Origin of the sequence: Enterobacter sp. MF024 (assembly GCF_005843915.1) — a bacterium.
In the GTDB taxonomy this organism is placed as follows: domain Bacteria; phylum Pseudomonadota; class Gammaproteobacteria; order Enterobacterales; family Enterobacteriaceae; genus Enterobacter; species Enterobacter barmai.
This window is the reverse complement of sequence record NZ_VCBB01000009.1, coordinates 177,639-197,593: the sequence shown is the minus strand read 5'-3', so window position 1 is coordinate 197,593 and position 19,955 is coordinate 177,639. Positions and strand designations below refer to the sequence as shown.

The 19,955-nt window shown below is 55.0% G+C and carries 18 protein-coding genes; 1 reads left to right on the top strand and 17 read right to left on the bottom strand.

The window, feature by feature from the left end:
• Positions 1-144: 144 nt before the first annotated feature.
• From FFB58_RS15345 to FFB58_RS15315, 7 genes are all read right to left on the bottom strand, one after another.
• Positions 145-903, bottom strand: coding sequence for an amino acid ABC transporter ATP-binding protein (locus FFB58_RS15345; RefSeq protein WP_138370334.1), 759 nt, complete (start codon positions 901-903; stop codon positions 145-147).
• A 7-nt stretch (positions 904-910) separates the two neighbouring features.
• Positions 911-2,014, bottom strand: a complete 1,104-nt coding sequence (locus FFB58_RS15340) for an amino acid ABC transporter permease (RefSeq protein ID WP_039030660.1) — start codon at positions 2,012-2,014, stop codon at positions 911-913.
• 9 nt (positions 2,015-2,023) lie between these two features.
• A complete protein-coding gene (locus tag FFB58_RS15335) occupies positions 2,024-3,205 on the bottom strand; it encodes an amino acid ABC transporter permease (RefSeq protein ID WP_039030659.1) in 1,182 nt (393 codons plus the stop codon).
• Between the two features lie 68 nt (positions 3,206-3,273).
• A complete protein-coding gene (locus FFB58_RS15330) occupies positions 3,274-4,299 on the bottom strand; it encodes an amino acid ABC transporter substrate-binding protein (RefSeq protein WP_039030658.1) in 1,026 nt (341 codons plus the stop codon).
• Positions 4,300-4,674: 375 nt separating this feature from the next.
• Positions 4,675-4,896, bottom strand: a complete 222-nt coding sequence (locus FFB58_RS15325; protein ID WP_039030657.1) for a lipoprotein — start codon at positions 4,894-4,896, stop codon at positions 4,675-4,677.
• A gap of 320 nt (positions 4,897-5,216) precedes the next feature.
• Complete coding sequence (locus FFB58_RS15320; protein WP_138370333.1) at positions 5,217-8,330, bottom strand: efflux RND transporter permease subunit; 3,114 nt, start codon at positions 8,328-8,330, stop codon at positions 5,217-5,219.
• A gap of 10 nt (positions 8,331-8,340) precedes the next feature.
• Positions 8,341-9,480, bottom strand: a complete 1,140-nt coding sequence (locus FFB58_RS15315; protein WP_039030655.1) for an efflux RND transporter periplasmic adaptor subunit — start codon at positions 9,478-9,480, stop codon at positions 8,341-8,343.
• Between the two features lie 393 nt (positions 9,481-9,873).
• On the opposite strand from FFB58_RS15315, the gene envR reads away from it, so the two are divergent.
• Positions 9,874-10,521, top strand: coding sequence for an acrEF/envCD operon transcriptional regulator (gene envR, locus FFB58_RS15310; RefSeq protein ID WP_138370332.1), 648 nt, complete (start codon positions 9,874-9,876; stop codon positions 10,519-10,521).
• A 10-nt stretch (positions 10,522-10,531) separates the two neighbouring features.
• Here the strand turns inward: envR and FFB58_RS15305 are convergent, their stop codons facing one another.
• The 10 genes from FFB58_RS15305 to aroQ form a co-directional block, all read right to left on the bottom strand.
• Complete coding sequence (locus tag FFB58_RS15305; protein WP_138370331.1) at positions 10,532-12,613, bottom strand: bifunctional diguanylate cyclase/phosphodiesterase; 2,082 nt, start codon at positions 12,611-12,613, stop codon at positions 10,532-10,534.
• A 127-nt stretch (positions 12,614-12,740) separates the two neighbouring features.
• Positions 12,741-12,905, bottom strand: coding sequence for a DUF2556 family protein (locus FFB58_RS15300; RefSeq protein WP_039030652.1), 165 nt, complete (start codon positions 12,903-12,905; stop codon positions 12,741-12,743).
• Positions 12,906-13,105: 200 nt separating this feature from the next.
• Positions 13,106-13,402: a DNA-binding transcriptional regulator Fis gene (gene fis / locus FFB58_RS15295; protein ID WP_000462905.1), complete on the bottom strand. Its 297-nt coding sequence runs from the start codon at positions 13,400-13,402 to the stop codon at positions 13,106-13,108.
• A gap of 23 nt (positions 13,403-13,425) precedes the next feature.
• The gene (gene dusB, locus FFB58_RS15290) at positions 13,426-14,391 is read right to left on the bottom strand and encodes a tRNA dihydrouridine synthase DusB (RefSeq protein ID WP_039030651.1); all 966 of its coding nucleotides are present in this window, start codon (positions 14,389-14,391) and stop codon (positions 13,426-13,428) included.
• A gap of 377 nt (positions 14,392-14,768) precedes the next feature.
• Positions 14,769-15,650 carry a 50S ribosomal protein L11 methyltransferase gene (gene prmA, locus FFB58_RS15285; RefSeq protein WP_138370330.1) on the bottom strand — a complete coding sequence of 294 codons (882 nt, stop codon included), beginning with the start codon at positions 15,648-15,650 and terminating at the stop codon, positions 14,769-14,771.
• Between the two features lie 11 nt (positions 15,651-15,661).
• A complete protein-coding gene (panF, locus tag FFB58_RS15280; RefSeq protein WP_138370329.1) occupies positions 15,662-17,113 on the bottom strand; it encodes a sodium/pantothenate symporter in 1,452 nt (483 codons plus the stop codon).
• Complete coding sequence (locus FFB58_RS15275; protein ID WP_039030648.1) at positions 17,103-17,348, bottom strand: YhdT family protein; 246 nt, start codon at positions 17,346-17,348, stop codon at positions 17,103-17,105. The genes panF and FFB58_RS15275 overlap by 11 nt, the downstream gene beginning before the upstream one ends.
• Positions 17,349-17,456: 108 nt before the next feature.
• Positions 17,457-18,806 (bottom strand): acetyl-CoA carboxylase biotin carboxylase subunit, encoded by a 1,350-nt coding sequence (gene accC / locus FFB58_RS15270; protein ID WP_039030647.1) that lies wholly within the window; start codon positions 18,804-18,806, stop codon positions 17,457-17,459.
• A 10-nt stretch (positions 18,807-18,816) separates the two neighbouring features.
• Positions 18,817-19,287 carry an acetyl-CoA carboxylase biotin carboxyl carrier protein gene (accB, locus tag FFB58_RS15265; RefSeq protein WP_039030646.1) on the bottom strand — a complete coding sequence of 157 codons (471 nt, stop codon included), beginning with the start codon at positions 19,285-19,287 and terminating at the stop codon, positions 18,817-18,819.
• A 22-nt stretch (positions 19,288-19,309) separates the two neighbouring features.
• Complete coding sequence (gene aroQ, locus FFB58_RS15260; RefSeq protein ID WP_039030645.1) at positions 19,310-19,762, bottom strand: type II 3-dehydroquinate dehydratase; 453 nt, start codon at positions 19,760-19,762, stop codon at positions 19,310-19,312.
• Between the last annotated feature and the right edge of the window lie 193 nt (positions 19,763-19,955).

The window sequence follows — 19,955 nt, the reverse complement described above, 5'->3', positions numbered from 1 at the left end:
GTAGTGTGGGGTCTCCCCATGCGAGAGTAGGGAACTGCCAGACATCAATTAAGTGAAAAGGCCATCCGAAAGGATGGCCTTTTTGCATTTCTGCGCCCTAAAAACGTAAAGCCCGGGGCGCATGCGCCACCGGGCCGGCTAGCATTAGTGAATAACCTGCGACAAAAATGCCCGCGTACGTTCTGATTTTGGATTGGAGAAAAACTCCTCCGGCGGGGCCTGCTCAACAATCTCTCCGCGATCCATAAAGATCACCCGGTCTGCAACGGTTCTGGCGAAACCCATCTCGTGCGTGACGCAGAGCATGGTCATTCCCGATTGCGCCAGCCCTATCATCGTATCCAGCACCTCTTTAACCATCTCAGGATCGAGCGCTGAGGTGGGTTCATCAAACAGCATGATTTTAGGTTTCATGCACAGAGAGCGGGCGATGGCCACGCGCTGCTGCTGTCCACCTGAAATCTGCCCCGGAAACTTGTGGGCATGTTCTGCAATGCGTACCCGCTCCAGGTAATGCATGGCGAGTGCTTCAGCCTCCTTTTTCGGCATCTTACGCACCCAAATGGGCGCCAGAGTGCAGTTCTGCAGCACGGTCAGATGGGGGAATAAATTGAAATGCTGGAACACCATGCCCACTTCCTGGCGGACACGCTCAACGTTGCGAATATCGTCGTTCAGCTCGATACCATCCACCACAATCCGTCCCTGCTGATGCTCTTCCAGATGGTTGATACAGCGAATAGTTGTTGATTTACCCGACCCTGAAGGTCCACAAAGGACAATACGCTCGCCTTGTTGTACCTTCAGGTTAATGTCTTTCAGAACGTGAAATTGCCCGTACCACTTATTCACATTATCCAGCGTAATCATCGCGTCAGCGGGGGTCATAGTTATCTGGCTCATAGGTTCCTCAGTGCGGTGTACGCCCGGTGTTAAAGCGCTTTTCCAGATGCTGGCTGTAGCGCGACATGCTAAAACAGAAAATCCAGTAGATAAGTGCTGCAAAAACATAGCCTTCTGTCGACATGCCCAGCCAGGCAGGGTCGACGGTAGCCTGCTGCACGCTACTGAAAAGATCGAATAATCCGATGATGATCACCAGACTGGTGTCCTTGAACAGCGCAATGATGGTATTCACCAGGCCCGGGATCACCAGCTTCAGCGCCTGGGGCAGGATCACCAGTCCCTGCGTTTTCCAGTAACCCAGCGCCAGCGATTCGGCGGCTTCATACTGGCCCTTTGGCAGCGCCTGCAACCCGCCGCGCACGACCTCGGCAACATAGGCGGACTGGAACAGAATGACGCCGACCAAAGCACGGATCAGTTTGTCGATGGTGGTGCCTTCCGCCATAAACAGCGGCAGCATCACCGAAGACATAAACAGCACGGTGATAAGCGGAACGCCGCGCCAGAACTCGATGAAAATGACCGAGAGGACGCGCACGACCGGCATGGTTGACCGGCGTCCCAGCGCCAGCAAAATCCCTAATGGCAGTGCGCCGGCAATACCCACCGAGGCAATAATCAGCGTCAGCGTCAGGCCGCCCCACTGGCGGGTTTCAACGCGATCCAGCCCCAGAATGCCGCCATATAACAGTCCCCAGACGATCAGGGGATAGATCACCGCCCAACAGGCGATGTAGCGTCCACGCTGCGGCAACCCCTTCCAGAACATGGGGACAATGGAGAGCAGTCCGACAAGCAGCGCGAGATTGATGCGCCAGCGCTGGTCGTGCGGGTAGAGCCCATACATAAACTGGCCGAAGCGCTGGTGAATAAAGACCCAGCAGGCCCCCTCTTTCGTGCAGTCGGCGCGGGTGGTTCCGACCCAGTTAGCCTGCAAAAATGCCCAGTTGATGAGCGGCGGGATGAGTTCCCACATCAGCCAGAAGCACAGCAAAGTCAGCAAGCTGTTGCTCCAGCTGGAAAACAGGTTTTTACGAGCCCATGTGATGGCGCGTCCGTTGCCGGTTGTGGCCGGACGCGCAGGGTGAGACAAGACGGCTTTTGTCATCATGGTTCCTTAGCGTTCAACCAGAGCGATGCGACGGTTATAGATATTCATCAACAGTGAAATGGTCAGGCTGATAATCAGGTAAACCGACATCGTAATGGCGATGGTTTCGATGGCCTGTCCGGTCTGGTTAAGAACGGTTCCGGCAAACAGCGAGACCATATCGGGATAGCCAATCGCAGCCGCGAGAGACGAGTTTTTCACGATATTGAGATACTGACTGGTCAGCGGCGGAATGATCACCCGCAGCGCCTGGGGAATGATGACCTGGCGCAAAGTGACCGGGTTCGGAAGCCCAAGCGAGCGTGCGGCCTCATGCTGACCATGCGGAACGGCCTGGATACCGGCGCGAATAATTTCTGCGATAAAGGCCGAGGTATAGATCGAAAGCGCCAGCGTCAGGGCGGCCAGCTCGGGGATCAATACCATGCCGCCGCGGAAGTTAAATCCTTTCAGCTGCGGAACATCCCAGTGTATCGCCGGGCCGAATACCGTATGTGCAATCCATGGCAGGATCACCAGCAAGGCCAGTGTGACAGGCCAGGTGCGCCGGAGCTGCCCGGTTTTAATCTGATGCATGCGGTTATAGCGAAACAGCGCAACCGACACCATGATCGTGCACGCCAGCGCGGCCAGCAATGCCAGCATCCCTTCGGCAATCTGCGGCGCCGGTATATAGAGGCCGCGGTTGCTTAAAAAGGCCAGATCGAAAGCATCTACTGCCTGACGCGGGCCAGGCAGGTTGCGCAGTACGGCAAAATACCAGAAGAAGATCTGCAGCAGCGGCGGGATGTTACGGAACGTCTCAATATAAAGTGTGGAGAGCTTACGCAGCAGCCAGTTATCAGAGAGACGCGCGAGCCCGAGGAAAAAGCCCAGCAGGGAAGCAAACACAATGCATAGCGCTGAGACCAGCAGGGTATTCATCAGGCCAACCAGGAATACGCGGCCGTAGGTATCGCCTTCACTGTAATCAATAAGATGCTGAACAATGCCAAACCCTGCACTTCGGTCCAGGAAGGCAAAGCCCGACGTAATGCCGCGTGTGCTCAGGTTGGTAACAGTATTGTGGAACAGGTAGATCGCGACGGCCAGAACAGCGAGAACAGCGAGGATCTGAAACAGCCAGGCGCGAACCGCAGGATTAGAAAAGGAGAGGGCTCCTTTCAGGGCTGAGCGGCGATGGGACATATAAAACCTCGGGTAACCATGACTCTGGACTGGGCACCGCGCTGGCAGTGCCCGTTACAGCAAGATGCTTAGCGTACTGGCGGTGCGTACTGAATGCCGCCATTGTTCCAGAGGTTGTTCTGACCACGGCTGATCTTCAGCGCGCTCTCAGAACCCACGTTGCGCTCGAAGATTTCCGCGTAGTTACCCACTTTTTTAATGATGTTGTACGCCCACTTGTTATCCAGCTTCAGATCCTTGCCGTAGTCACCCTCTTTACCCAGCAGATGGGCCATATCCGGCGTGGTCGGATTGGCGGCTTTCTCATCGACGTTCTTCGAGTTAACGCCCATCTCTTCAGCATTGAGCATGGCGAACAGCGTCCAGCGAACCACCGAGTTCCATTCATCATCACCGCGGCGGACCACCGGGCCCAGCGGCTCTTTGGAGATCACTTCTGGCAGCACAATCCATTCCGCCGGATTGCTCAGCTTGATCCGCAGCGCGTACAGCTGTGACTGATCCGACGCGAGAGTATCGCAGCGACCCGATTCCAGCGCTTTGGCGGATTCGTCAGATCGGTCGAAGGTCACCGGGGTATATTTCATGTTATTGGCTTTGAAATAATCGGCGACGTTCAGTTCAGTGTCAGTGCCAGCCTGAATACAAACCGTCGCACCATCCAGCTCCTTCGCACTTTTCAGGCCCGCTTTATTGTGCGTCAGGAAACCAATGCCGTCGTAATAGGTCACGCCGGTGAATGACATGCCCATTCCGGTATCACGTGATGAGGTCCAGGTAGTATTACGTGAAAGCATATCCACTTCGCCGGATTGCAGGGCGGTAAAGCGCTCTTTAGCCGTCAGCGGGGTATATTTCACCTTCGTGTCATCGCCAAATACCGCAGCGGCAACGCCGCGACATACGTCGACATCAATTCCGGAGAACTTACCGTTGGCGTCTGCGTAAGAGAAACCTGGCAGGCCGTCACTGATCCCGCACTGCACAAAACCTTTTTGTTTAACAGCATCCAGAGTCGCACCCGCCTGAGCCTGGCCGGAAATCGCAATAAGCACACCTGCAGCGGCGAGGCTGGCCATCATCATCTTTTTCATAATGCATCCTGTGTGGCGAAAATTATCGTTATAGTGAGGCGTTTATAAACGCTTTAACCTGTCTGTGGCTGTGGCCGACGTTAATAAAGCAAACGTGATGCCAGTTTTTGCATTTAACGTAAGAATTGATTACGCAACGCGTAAAGCAGAGTGTAGACAGTGATAATTAAATCGAGCGCCCTGAAATGGTGCGAAATTACAACCTGCGCCACAAATCAGAGCAAAAGTCGGATGATGAAACACATTAATGACGTGATGATTTAGTGCGTGAATAGCGAAAGAAAATAATGCGGGAAAAAGATGTGAGCAGATTCAGATTTATTAATTAACCTAAATTTGAAAAGCAAAAGCGCGGCCGGAGCCGCGCTTTCTGGATTACTTGGATACGGCAATGATACCCAGTGTCAGGCCTGCAATGGCTGCTGCGCCACCTGCGATCGCCCCGGCGGTTTCCCAGTTATCCTGCGTGGTGCCCTTCATACAGGTATTGGTATGAACCAGTCTGCCCTGATCGTCGTATACCGGTACGCACGGAGAATCATGCGCGCAACCAGCAAGCAACGCAGCAAGGAGTGCAACCGAAATGAATCTTTTCATGGTGTTACCTCAAAATGAAATCTAACTTTGCGATATAGTCAGGAACGTCTTCTGCAAAGCTGGTGGCTATTTTACCACCGCTGCAAATTCGCCATGTAGAGTGAATAATCTCAAATTATTTGGATTGTAAAAAATATGGAGAAATACCCAGCCTGACGCGTTAAAAATGGAGAGATTAGGGAGAGCGGAAGATTAAAAAGAAGACTCTTAAATCCATAAGCAAACAATTCATTGTGCCGCTAATTAATAAGTTAAATAAATAGGTAAGCCTAACTCTCTGTTTATTATCAAAAGAAAAGGCGCCGAAGCGCCTTTATCTGTTACTGCTCATGATGACGCGTAAAGCGTCTTCGCACCACTACAAAGAAGACCGGCACAAAGAATATCGCCAGCAGGGTTGCCGAAAGCATGCCGCCCATCACCCCGGTACCGACGGCGTTTTGCGCGCCGCTGCCCGCCCCGTGGCTGATAACCAGCGGCAACACGCCAAGGATAAACGCCAGCGAGGTCATCAGGATGGGACGAAGACGCATACGTGACGCCTCCAGCGTGGCTTCAATAATGCTTTTGCCCTCCTTCTCCATCAGATCTTTGGCAAACTCGACAATCAGGATGGCGTTCTTCGCCGACAGGCCGATAGTGGTGAGCAGCCCTACCTGGAAATAGACATCATTATTCAGCCCACGCAGGGAAGCGGCCAGCAGAGCACCCACCACCCCCAGTGGCACCACCAGCATTACCGAGAACGGAATAGACCAGCTCTCATACAGCGCCGCCAGACAGAGGAACACCACCACCAGCGAGATGGCATACAGGGCAGGCGCCTGGTTGCCGGAGAGCCGCTCCTGGTAAGACATGCCCGTCCAGTCATAGCCGATCCCGGTCGGCAGTTTCGCCGCCAGTTTTTCCATTAGCACCATGGCTTCACCGGTACTCTTCCCGGGTGCGGCTTCGCCGAGGATCTCCATCGAAGGGGAGCCGTTATAGCGCTCCAGGCGCGGCGAGCCGTAGATCCAGTGCGACTGGCTGAATGCGGAGAGCGGCACCATTTGACCACTGGCGCTGCGAACATACAGGCGATTGATATCCTCCGGCAGCATCCTGAAGCGGGCATCCGCCTGGACATAGACCTTTTTCACCCGGCCACGGTCAATGTAGTCGTTCACATAAGTTCCACCCAGCGCGGTGGAGATGGTCTGGTTGATGTCCGCCACGCTGACGCCCAGCGCCTGCGCTTTCTCCTGATCGATATCCAGCTTGAACTGCGGGGTATCCTCCAGGCCATTGGGTCGCACGCGCACCAGCATATCGGGATGCTCTTTAATCATGCCCAGCAGCTGGTTTCGGGCCTGCGTCAGCTGGTTATGGCCCAGGTTGGCCTGGTCGATCAGTTCGAAATCGAAGCCCGTTGCGGTACCCAGTTCGATGATTGCGGGCAGGTTGAACGGGAAGACCAGCCCGTCTTTGATCTGGCTGAAGGCCCGCGTTGCCCGGCTGACGATAGCACCGACGCTGTTTTCGGCACCGGGGCGCTCCTCCCAGGGCTTAAGGCTGATAAACGCCACCCCGGCATTCTGGCCCTGGCCGCTGAAGCTAAAGCCATTAACGGTAAAGACCGACGCCACGTTGGCCTTCTCATTGTTGAGGTAGTAGTGCTCAACCTGATCCAGCACCTTTTGGGTGCGGGTTTGGGTGGCACCCGCCGGGAGCTGCACCATCGTCATAAAGACGCCCTGATCCTCTTCCGGCAGGAACGAGGTAGGCAGACGCAGGAACAGCACCGCCATGCCGCCGACAATCAGGACATAGACCACCAGATAGCGACCGGTCTTGCGCAGAATATGGCTGACGCTATTGCTGTAATGCGCCACGCTCTTGTCGAACAGGGCGTTGAACCAGCCGAAGAAGCCGCCTTTATTCTCATGATGCTCGCTGGGTGCCTTAAGCAGAGTGGCACACAGGGCGGGCGTCAGGATCAGCGCCACCAGCACCGAAAGCGCCATCGCCGAGACGATGGTCAGGGAGAACTGGCGATAGATCGCCCCGGTGGAACCGCCAAAAAAGGCCATCGGGATAAATACCGCCGACAGCACCATGGCGATCCCTACCAGCGCACCCTGAATCTGCGACATCGATTTTTGCGTCGCCTCTTTCGGCGGGAGCTTCTCCTCCACCATGACGCGCTCGACGTTCTCCACCACCACGATGGCATCATCCACCAGCAAGCCTATCGCCAGCACCATGCCAAACATGGTCAGGGTGTTTATTGAGAAGCCAAACGCCGCCAGCACCGCAAAAGTACCCAACAGCACCACCGGTACGGCAATGGTCGGGATCAGCGTGGCGCGCAGGTTTTGCAGGAACAGGTACATCACGAGGAAAACGAGAATGATGGCTTCAAACAGCGTCTTCACCACTTCATGAATGGAGATCTTCACAAACGGCGTGGTGTCATAGGGATAGACCACCTTCAGCCCCTGCGGGAAGAAGGTCTGCAGCTGCGCCAGCTTGGTTTTGATCGCCGCGGCGGTATCCAGCGCGTTGGCACCGGTAGCCAGCTTGATGCCAAGCCCGGTCGCCGCCTGACCATTGATTTTGGTCACCATGTTGTAGTTTTCACCGCCGGGCGCAATGCGGGCGACATCTTTCAGATGCACCATCGACCCGTCCTGGTTGACCTTCAGGGTGATGTTGCCGAACTCTTCGGCGGTTTTCAGTCGCGTCTGGGCGATGATCGAGGCGTTGAGCTGCTGGCCCGGCACCGACGGCGTACCGCCAAGCTGACCGGCCGCAATCTGGTTGTTCTGGGTTTTTAACTGGTTAATCACGTCTACTGGCGTCAGCTGGTAGGCATTCAGCTTATTCGCATCCAGCCAGATACGCATCGCATACTGGGCGCCAAACAGCTGAACGTCGCCCACCCCGGAGGTGCGGCTGATCGCATCCTTGACGTTAGAGGCCACATAGTCAGAGATATCGTCCTGGCTCAGGTTTTTATTGTCCGAGACAAAACCGGCCACCAGCAGGAAGCTGCTGCTCGACTTCTCCACGCCAATCCCTTGCTGCTGCACTTCCTGCGGCAGTAAGGGCATCGCCAGCTGCAATTTGTTCTGCACCTGCACCTGGGCAATATCAGGGTCGGTGCCGGACTGGAAGGTAAGGGTGATGGTCACGCTGCCCGCAGAGTCGCTGGTGGAGGACATGTACATCAGGTTATCGATGCCGTTCATGTTCTGCTCGATAACCTGGGTCACCGTGTCCTGCACCGTCTGAGCATCCGCGCCGGGATAGGTGGCCGAAATAGCCACGGCAGGGGGCGCGATGGTGGGATACTGCGCCACCGGCAGCTTCAGGATCGCCAGCCCGCCCGCCATCATCAGGATGATGGCAAGCACCCACGCAAAGATCGGGCGCTGAATAAAGAAGTTAGCCATGCTCTGTTCCTTATCCCGCTTTCTGCGCGGCGGTGTCCGGCGTTGCCACTACCGCGACGCCAGGACGCACTTTTTGCAGCCCGCTGATAATCACCCGATCGCCTTCGTGTAAGCCGTCCGTGACCAGCCATTGATCGCCAATCGCCTGAGGGGCGACAACGTTACGGGCTTCGGCCTGGTTTTTAGCGTTCACCACCATCACGCTGGCCTCACCGCGTGGGGTGCGGGTAACGCCCTGCTGTGGAACCAGGATCGCGTGCGGCTGGGTACCTTCATTGATGCGCGCGCGGACAAACATGCCGGGCAGCAGGATGTGTTGCGGGTTGGGGAAAATCGCCCGCAGGGTAATGGAGCCGGTGCTCTCATCCACGGTGACATCCGAGAACTGCAGCGAGCCTTTCAGCGGGTACGGCTGACCATTCTCCATCAGCAACTGTACGCTGCTGGTGCCTTCGCCGGTCTGCAGGCTGGACTGCTTGAGGCGCATAAAATCGTTGCTGGACTGCGTGACATCGACATAAATCGGATCGAGCTGCTGGACCGTGGCCAGCGCCGTGGCCTGTCCGTTAGCGACCAGCGCCCCCTCGGTGACGCTGGATTTACCAATCCGCCCGCTGATGGGCGACGTCACTTTGGTGTAGGCCAGGTTGATGCGTGCAGTTTCGACCGCGGCCTGGGCCGCCATCACCGAGGCATCAGCCTGGCGGGCGTTAGCCACGGACTGGTCGTATTCCTGCTTACTGACGTACTGCGTACCGACCAGGGGGACATAGCGTTTCACCGTCAGGTGGGCAATGCTGGCGGCGGCTTTGGCTTTGGCCAGCTCGCCCATAGCACTGTCATAGGCCGCCTGGTAGGTGGCCGGATCGATCTGATATAGCGACTCACCGGCTTTTACATCGCTGCCTTCCGTGAAGTTGCGCTTCAGCACAATGCCGCTGACCTGCGGGCGAACTTCGGCGACGCGGTAAGCGTCGGTCCGGCCTGGCAGCTCGGTGGTCACCGCCAGGGGGGCGCTTTTCACTACATGTACCATCACCTGCGGCGTCGGCGGCAGCTGTGCCTGTCCGGCATGATCGTCACAACCCACGAGCAATGCGGCACCGATGATAAAACCGGATAAAGGTAAAAACCTGAAATTAGGCGTCATGACTATTCCTTCAAAATCATCAATCCGCATTAACCCACAGGGTTAAGCGTTAAGGAGAGGTAAACGGAAAACGGCGGGCGCCATAATAAAGAATGGCCGGGCGAGTTTTTGATTTATAAGTGCTGAGAATGAAATGAGGATAAAAAAATTGGCGCGGAGTGAGAGTAAACAACGGTATAGCACGTCTGGCTATGTATCGTTGCCACTTTTGCTTTAGATGGGTTCATATGTTTTATGAATTAAATATAGAGTAAACATCACGGTGATTTATAAATTAATTGAGTTAACTTTTTTTGTTCATCATTATTTTCCAGACTGATGGATAATTGGCCCTCTGACGGTCATCACCGTTGTTCTGTAAAAGTCATTAACCTGTTAAATGAGCGATTTTCTATGGCGCGCAAAACCAAGGCCGAGGCACAGAAGACACGTCAGTTACTGATTGAGGCTGCGATAGAACAGTTTGCCGCGCGGGGCGTTGCCAGCACCACGCTGACGGATATCGCCGATGCCGCCTGCCTGACGCGGGGGGCCGTTTACTGGCACTTCACCAGTAAAGCCGAAATATTCAACGCTATCTGGCAGGAGCAACGACCGCTGCGCGAGATAATTCATGCCCGGCTATCGCAGGTTGAACAAAGCGATCCGTTATTAATTTTGCGTGAGCAGTTTGTTATGGCTTTGCAATATATTGCCCGGGATCGTCGCCAGCGAGCTTTATTGCAGATCCTCTATCACAAATGTGAATTTGACCGGGGGATGATTTTAGAGAGTCAAATTCGGGAAAGGATCGGTTTCAACTATGAAAACGTTCGTGAAATGTTGCAGCAATGCATTATTCTCGGTAGCGTCTCAGCAGAGATCAATATCGACACGACGTTAATTGTTTTTCATGGTTTTTTTTCCGGGCTCATTAAAAACTGGCTAATGAACCCGGAAAGAGTGGATCTGTATCAGCAGGCCCCTGAGCTGGTGGACAATATCTTCTCAACGTTACCGGTTGCCCACCGACCACACAGGTTATACGACGCCGCATCGTAGCGGCATCGCGTTACATTTGCTGTGCCAGCATCGCCTGCGGATCGTGGCTCAGGGCGTTGATGGTCTGCGCCGAGACCGGTTTACCCAGCAGATAGCCCTGCAGCGTATTGCATCCGAGTTCGGTCAAAAAGTTCTGCTGCTCCTCGGTTTCCACCCCTTCGGCCACCACCTTCAGGTTGAGCGTCTTTGCCAACGCGACAATGGCAGACACGATAGTCGCATCATCACCCGCGCTGTTGAGATCTTTCACAAACGCCCGATCGATTTTCAGCTCGCAGGCGGGCAGCTTTTTCAGATACAGCAGGCTGGAATAGCCGGTGCCGAAATCATCGATTGAGGCTTTTACCCCGGCCTGGGTCAGTTCCGTCAGCACCCGTACGCTCTCATCAGGGTTGTTCATGGCCGTGGTTTCGGTCACTTCCAGAATCAGGGTATGCGGCGGAATTGAGTGCCGCACCAGGCTGCCCATGACCGTGTCAACCAGCTGGGGCTGCTCAAACTGTAGCGTGGAGAGGTTCACCGCCATCGACCATTCGGTATGGCCTTCAAGATGCCAGGCGCGCAGCTGACGACAGGCCTCATCAATCACCCAGTTGCCGATAGGAATGATCAGCCCGCTCTTTTCCGCCATCGGCAGGAACTGATCGGGAGATAACAGACCCTGCGTAGGATGCTGCCAGCGCAGCAGGGCTTCAAAGCCGACAATGGGGCCAACCGGTGCCTGGAACTTGGGCTGATACACCAGATGCAGCTCCTTGCGCTCCAGCGCCAGCCACAGATCGTTCATCAGCTGCAGCTGATTTTGTGCCAGGGCATTCATCGACGGCTGGAAGAAGTGGTAGCCGTTACGCCCCATATGCTTGGTGTGATACATCGCCGCATCGGCGTTAAACATCAGCTCGCGCTGGTTTTTGCCATCGTGGGGATAGATGGCAATCCCTACGCTGAGGGTCACCACCAGATCGTACAGCTCAAGGCTGAAGGGCTGATCGATAACATGCACCAGCGAGCTGGCAAGCGATGCGGCATCGTTCGGCGCGTCGATCTCGGCGAGCAGCACAAACTCATCGCCACCAATGCGGGCGAGGGTGTACTGGCCCTTCAGCGGCTGTTCGAGACGCTCCGTGACCGCCACCAGCAGCTTGTCGCCCGTATCATGTCCGTAGGCATCGTTAACGGCTTTGAAGCCATCCAGATCCATAAACAGCAGGGCAAACAGTTTCTCTTCACGATCGGCTTTGTTGATCGCCTGATCGAGACGGTCCTCCAGCAGCACGCGGTTCGGCAAGCGGGTCAGCGTATCGTGCAGTGCCAGCTGTGCCAGCTCGCGGTTGGCTTCCGCCAGCGATGAGGCGAGCAGGGAGGTGCGGGCCTGCAGTCGGGCATCAAACATCGAGACCAGCAGCGTGATGCCCAGAATAGAGAGCGCGACGACGCTCACCAGCACCGCCAGCCAGCTGCCGTTCACTCCCTGATGATGCATATGCACCTGCAACGGGAACTGGGCGGCCTTCATGCCGGTATAGTGCATGCCGGCAATGGCAACGCCCATCAGCACGGCGGCGCCCGCACGCATCAGCGCCACCTGGGCGGCATCGCGACGCAGACGAAACGTCAGCCACAGGGCAGCCAGCGAGGCGAGCAGGGCGATAACCACCGACAGCGCAACCCAGCGCATGTGCCAGACGATAGCAGGCTCAACCTGTAATGCGGCCATGCCGGTGTAGTGCATCGCCACGATGCCCGCACCCAGAATCACCGCACCGGTAAACAAGCGCCGCCTGCGTAAATGGTCGCGGCTCACCAGCCAGAGGGCGAACAGAGAGGCGAAGATGGCAATCAGCATGGAGAGAGCGGTTATCAGCAGGTCGTAGTTCATCCGCATGGAGATATCCATCGCCAGCATGCCGATAAAGTGCATGGCCCAGATCCCGATCCCCATGGCGATACCGCCGCCCGTCAGCCAGACATGTGCCGCGACGCCGGTGCTGCCGGCAACCCGCCCTGCCATATTCAGCGCGGTATAGGATGCAAGGATCGCGACGACAAAGGAGATAACCACAAGAAGTTGGTCGTATTGGCTAACCAGCATGATCTCATCAACTCATACACAGTGGGGTATTACGTGATACCGGGTGAGACGGGCTGAGACATTATCATCCAATGGAGATGCCTCAAAGGGTTTTAAACCCGCACATTTTTCGAGGAAAAACGGGTGTTTAATCCAGATCTGAGCAATTGACCAGCTTGAGTGGATTCACCGAATTCATGTTGCGGCATTGGTCTGTTTCCGTAGACATCAACTCAATCCACTGCATTAACAGCGCATCGAAAAGGAAAACGCTAATCGCGAAGACGACTAACCACCAATACTTACGGATCATTCGGAATTTCCGGGAACAATTGACAAGAGTGCAGGAAATATACACGAAAAATAGCGGCTGAGAAGTGGGCAGACGGATGTTTACGTTTCGCTTTGAAACGGCGTCACGGGGGTTAAAAAATGGGGGAAAGCGGGGCATAAAAAAAGGCGCGTCCCCATGCCGAGTAGCGCCTTTTTATACAAGCATTTAGCTAATCGAAATTAGTTCATGCCGTACTTTTTCAGTTTCTTACGCAGCGTACCACGGTTGATGCCCATCATCAGAGCAGCACGGGTCTGGTTACCACGGGTGTATTGCATCACCATGTCCAACAGGGGCTGTTCAACTTCAGCCAGTACCAGCTCATACAGGTCGTTGACGTCCTGACCATTCAGTTGAGCAAAATAGTTCTTCAGTGCCTGTTTAACCGAGTCACGCAGGGGCTTTTGAGTTACCTGGTCCTGAGAGTTAACGGTGGAAACGGTCAGTACGTCAGAATTTACGCGTTGTTCGAACATAGTTCTGTCAGCTCTTTATTTCATTACGCAAGATTTTCGAAGTATGCCTCCAACGCCTCCAGCTGTTCGCTGGCATCCTCTATGGCGTTGAATGTGCGCCGAAACTGGTCATCCGGAGCGTGTTCCTGGAGATACCAGGATACGTGTTTACGCGCGATTCGGTACCCTTTAGCCTGACCATAAAAGTCGTGCAGTTCCCGAATATGTGCGCATAGCAAGTGCTTAACCTCTGCCAGAGGCAGCGGGGCAAGCAACTCCCCAGTGTCCAGATAATGCTGGATTTCCCGAAAGATCCAGGGTCTTCCCTGAGCCGCACGTCCTATCATCAGAGCATCAGCCCCTGTATAGTCGAGCACAGCTCTGGCTTTAAGCGGGTCAGTAATGTCGCCATTCGCGATAATCGGAATGGAAACTTTCTGCTTAACTGCCCGAATGCTGTCGTATTCAGCTTCGCCGTTGAACAAACAGGCGCGTGTGCGTCCATGTATGGTCAGGGCCTGAATGCCACAGTCTTCGGCCAGTTGGGCAATCTCTACACAGTTACGGTGATCCGGCGACCAACCCGTGCGAATCTTTAACGTAACAGGAACGTCCACTGCGCTGACAACCGCCGTCAGGATTGACTTCACCTGGTCGGGGTATTGCAGAAGGGCTGAACCTGCAAGCTTGCGATTCACTTTTTTGGCCGGGCAACCCATATTGATATCAATAATCTGGGCGCCACTCTCCACGTTGATACGCGCGGCATCTGCCATCTCTTCAGGCACGCTCCCGGCGATTTGCACGGTGCGGATACCTGGTTCGTCAATATGCACCATCCGAAGACGGGATTTATCGCTTTCCCAAACCTGCGGGTTAGACGACATCATCTCTGAAACGGTTAGTCCTGCTCCCATCTCATAGCACAGCGTCCTGAATGGTCGGTCGGTAATACCTGCCATAGGTGCTGCGATCAGGCGATTTCTGAGCTGGTGGTTTCCGATGCGCATGAGTTAAGAAATGACCATACTGTGACTGCAAGGCGGCGTATCTTACGCATTTTTTGCACGAGATGAAAGGCCAAACTTTGAACAATCCCCTGTTACAGATCATGGAATCAGGGACAAAGCACAACAGCCAAAATTATATGCGATATAAATCATTCACTTAAATGTGAGTGGCGATTTTATGGCCGCTTACAATTTCCTAAAACTTCTCGTTTTTTCTTAATTAATGAAACCTAAAGCCGAATAATCTGCTGTTTTTAACAGCAGATTTCCCCGGTTCTTTGCGATCTGCGTCTCATTTTAGAACATGATCTTCGTCTATGGGTTGCCTGGTCTTTAACCATAGGAGCGGTTTAAAAAACAGGCAAACGAATAACGCTCTATTTTTTACGACCGGTTATGCGGCACCACTCTTCTTTCTCCACCACCGGATCGAGAGTGAACAGATCGGCGTACGCCTCGCATACGCCCTCAGCCTGGCTGGCGAGAATACCGGAAAGGCCCAACAGACCGCCCTCAACGGGCAGCACGCTGATTAACGGCGCCAGTTCACGTAATGGACCGGCCAGAATGTTTGCGACCACCACGTCGGCTTTCATGGCCTGTGGCTGGTCATTCGGCAGATAGAGTTCAAGACGATCGGAGACGCCGTTACGTTCGGCGTTGTCGCGGCTGGCCTGAATCGCCTGCGGATCGATGTCGATCCCGATGGCTTTTGCCGCACCCAGCTTCAGGGCGGCGATGGCGAGAATACCGGAGCCACAGCCAAAATCGATCACCGTTTTACCGTCCAGATCCAGACCATCCAGCCACTGCAGACACAGAGAGGTCGTCGGGTGCGTGCCAGTTCCAAACGCGAGGCCCGGATCGAGCATGACGTTGACCGCATTTTCATCCGGCACGTCGCGCCAGCTCGGGCAGATCCACAGACGCTTGCCGAACTGCATCGGGTGGAAGTTATCCATCCACTCGCGTTCCCAGTCTTTGTCTTCCAGCTGCTCGATCTTGTGCGCAAAGCCTGCGCCCAGCAGCGGATGATTTTCCAGAATCATGACCACGTCGGCCATATCGGTTTCAGCATCAAACAGCCCGATGACGTCGGTATCGCCCCACAGGCGCGTTTCACCCGGCAGCGGTTCAAACACCGGCGTGTCATGCGTGTCCTGGAAGGTGATTGAGACCGCACCAGCCTCCATCAGCGCATCGCTCATCTCTTCGGCGTTAGCGCCGGTCGTATTCAGTTTCAGTTGGATCCACGGCATGGCAAAACTCTTTATTTATCAGTAGAAATGACGGCGGTCTGCGGAGCGGGTTGACCGAAACGGTTCCCCACCACAAACGCCAGCAAACTTAGCAGTAACGAAGGCACAATCGGATGGAAGCCCAGGTACTGGATCTTAAAGGAGGCGAGCACGGCATACAGCACGCCACCGACGATCATCGCGCTCAGCGCACCGGCAGCATTGGCGCGCTCCCAGTACAGCCCCAGCACCAGCGGCCAGAGAAACACGGCTTCCAGGCCACCAAACGCCAGCAGGTTCAGCCAGATGATCATCTCTGGCGGTCTCCACGCGGCCAGCAGCAGCAACGCGCCCAGAACCAGGGTGATTGCAGCGGACATCCGCTTCAGGCGGCGCTCGTTGTTCATCTGCTCCGGGTGCATGTTCAGGTAGAGATCTTTAATGATCGTAGCGGAACTTTGCAGCAGTTGAGCATTAATTGTCGACATGATCGCCGCCATTGGCGCGGCAAGGAAGATCCCGGCAGCAAAGGGGGGCAATACTTTTACCATTAAGGTCGGAATGACCAGATCCGGCACGGTCAGGTCCGGGATCACCGCCCGGCCCAGAGCGCCGGCAAGGTGCATACCGAACATCAGGATCGCCACCACGATGGTGCCAATGATAATCCCGCGATGCACCGCTTTACTGTCTTTATAGGAGATGCAGCGCACGGCGGTATGCGGTAAGCCAATCACCCCGAAGCAGACCAGCACCCAGAAGGAGGTCATAAAGGTCGGGGACAGAATGTCGTCCGCGCCCTGCGGTGAAACCAGTTTCGGGTCGATAGTCTGCAGCGTTTCCACCGCGTGGGTTAACCCGCCCGCCGCATGGACCACGCCCACCAGCAGCACGATGGTGCCAATCAGCATCACCATGCCCTGCATGGTGTCGTTGAGCACGCTGGCGCGGAAGCCGCCAAAGGCAGTGTACAGCGCGATACTGATACCAAAAATCAGCAGGCCCGTTTCATAGGGAATACCGGCTGCGGTTTCAAGCAGACGCGCGCCGCCGATGAACTGCACGGTCATGGCACCGACGAAGGCCACCAGCAGGCTCAGGCTGGCAAGCCAGACCAGCAGGCGGCTCTGATAGCGGGCAAACAGCATGTCGTTGAGGGTCAAGGCATTGTAGCGACGCGCCAGGATAGCGAATTTTTTCCCCAGAATGCCGAGCGAAAGCCAGATGGCGGGCAGCTGGATCATCGCCAGCAGCACCCAGCCCAGGCCATATTTATAGGCCGCACCCGGGCCGCCAATAAAGGAACTCGCGCTGATATAGGTGGCGGTCAGGGTCATCGCCAGCACAATGCCGCCCATCGAGCGGCTGCCGAGGAAATACTCGTTCAGGAAGGTGCCGGTGGTACGTTTGCGCATGGCGTACACGGAGAGGCCAAAAACGATAAACAGATACGCGACGAGGGGCAGGATCACTTCAAGCTGCATTATCGTCATCCTCCAGCGGAATATCGCGATAGATGAATTTCACCATCGCCCAGCAGAGCACAATAAACACCAGCGGGATCAGCAGGCAGGCCATCTCAAACCAGTGAGGCAGACCGGTGATACCAATTGCAGAACCAGGTAGGTAAGCGCCCACTAACCATGCGGCGAGATAAAGAAGGGTTAACCACAGCGCCCATCGCGCTTCTTTATGGGCCTGAACAAAACGTTTGTCCATTTTTTGTCCCTTGTGGAAAAAGAAAGCGGGGATTGTACCTTATGGGGCTTCGCAACCCCCAGAAATAAAAAAGGCCGGATTAACCGGCCTTTTGCTGCTTATCTGTGCTTATTTTTCATTAAGACCGAGTTTCTTCTCCAGATAGTGGATGTTGGTGCCACCATGCTGGAAGTTCTCGTCAGTCATAATACGCATCTGCAGATCAACGTTGGTTTTGATGCCGTCGATGATCAGCTCCTGCAGGGCGTTCTTCATGCGGGCAATCGCCACGTCACGGGATTCGCCGTAGCAGATCAGCTTGCCGATCATTGAGTCATAGTACGGCGGTACGGTGTAACCGGCGTAGATATGAGACTCCCAGCGCACACCAAAACCACCCGGCGCGTGGAAACGCGTGATTTTACCCGGGCTTGGCAGGAAGGTGTTCGGGTCTTCGGCGTTGATACGGCATTCCACCGCATGGCCTTTGACGATCACTTCTTCCTGTTTGATGGACAGTGGCTGACCCGCAGCGATACGCAGCTGCTCTTTGATCAGGTCAACGCCGGTGATCATTTCGGTAACCGGGTGTTCAACCTGAATACGGGTGTTCATCTCGATGAAGTAGAACTCGCCGTTTTCGAACAGGAACTCGAAAGTACCTGCACCGCGATAGCCGATATCCACACAGGCTTTAGAGCAGCGCTCGCCGATGTAGCGACGCAGTTCCGGGGTGATGCCCGGTGCTGGTGCCTCTTCGACCACTTTCTGGTGACGACGCTGCATGGAGCAGTCGCGTTCTGCCAGATAGATAGCGTTACCCTGACCGTCTGCCAGCACCTGAATTTCGATGTGGCGTGGGTTTTCGAGGTATTTTTCCATATAAACCATGTCATTGCTGAAAGCTGCTTTTGCTTCCGCTTTGGTCATGGAGATGGACTGGGCCAGTTCAGCGTCGCTGCGCACAACGCGCATACCACGACCGCCGCCGCCGCCGGACGCTTTGATGATTACCGGGTAACCGATGCGTTTTGCATGGGCACGGTTAGCATCCATATCGTCGCCCAGTGGGCCGTCGGAGCCTGGTACGGTAGGAACGCCTGCTTTCTTCATGGCGGTGATCGCAGACACTTTGTCGCCCATCAGGCGGATGGTGTCAGCTTTCGGGCCGATGAAGATAAAGCCGGAACGCTCTACCTGTTCAGCAAAGTTGGCGTTCTCAGAGAGGAAGCCGTAACCCGGGTGAATAGCCACCGCGCCGGTGATTTCAGCGGCGCTGATGATTGCCGGGATATTCAGATAGCTTTTTACGGACGGAGCCGGGCCAATACAGACCGTCTCATCCGCCAGTAATACGTGTTTCAGATCGCGGTCCGCGCTTGAGTGCACAGCGACGGTCTTGATGCCCAGTTCTTTACAGGCACGAAGGATTCGCAGGGCAATCTCGCCGCGGTTGGCGATAACAATTTTATCCAGCATGTTCGCCTCGTTACTCGATGACGACCAGCGGCTCGTCAAATTCAACCGGCTGACCACTTTCGACCAGAATCGCTTTCACAGTACCTGACTTGTCAGCTTCGATCTGGTTCATCATTTTCATGGCTTCAACGATGCACAGGGTATCGCCCGCGTTAACTTTCTGGCCCACTTCGATGAACGCTTTAGCGTCCGGGCTCGGGGTGCGGTAGAAAGTACCAACCATTGGGGAACGTACGATGTGGCCACTGATTTCCGCTGCTGCTGGCGCTTCCATTGCTGGAGTAGCCGCTGGCGCGACAGCGTTAGACAGAGCTGGCTGCTGCATCATTGGTGCAGCGTAAGCTTGTTGCATAACCGGGAAGCTTGCGTTTGGCGCTGCACGGCTGATGCGTACAGACTCTTCGCCTTCAGAAATTTCCAGTTCGGAGATGCCTGATTCTTCAACCAGCTCGATCAGTTTTTTAATCTTACGAATATCCATGAGTGGGTTCCGTACTCTTTGTTTAGTGTGATTGTGACAGGCGTTTTACCGCTGTCTGTAAAGCGAATGAATAACCGTCAGCCCCCAGTCCACAGATAACGCCAGCGGCGATATCCGACAGGTAGGAGTGGTGGCGGAACGGCTCCCGCGCATGCACGTTGCTGAGGTGGATCTCAATAAACGGGATGCTCACTGCCAGCAGCGCGTCGCGAATAGCAACACTGGTGTGCGTAAACGCGGCCGGATTGATCAGGATATAGTCCGTGGTGTCTTTAGCCTGATGAATTCGGTCGATGAGTGCGTACTCCGCGTTCGACTGAAAATGGTCAAGTTCCACATTAAGCGCCGCTGCTTCGCTATCCAAACGGTTAACAATCTGGGTTAACGTCAGCGTGCCGTACTTCTCGGGTTCACGGGTGCCGAGCATATTCAGGTTCGGCCCGTTCAAAACTAAGATGTGAAACTTGTCAGCCATTGTGCCGCTATCTCCTGCGAATCTACGGTAAAAAACAAAATATACCTTCGATGCGCGATTGTCACCCTCTCAGGCTACGAAAAACCCGTCGGGGAAACCAAAGTGGCACATTATAACGATTTCGTAGCATTTGGCAGCTAAATACTGGTCTTATCAGGGAAGATTATCAACAGCATTCGGATAAATGCCCGGG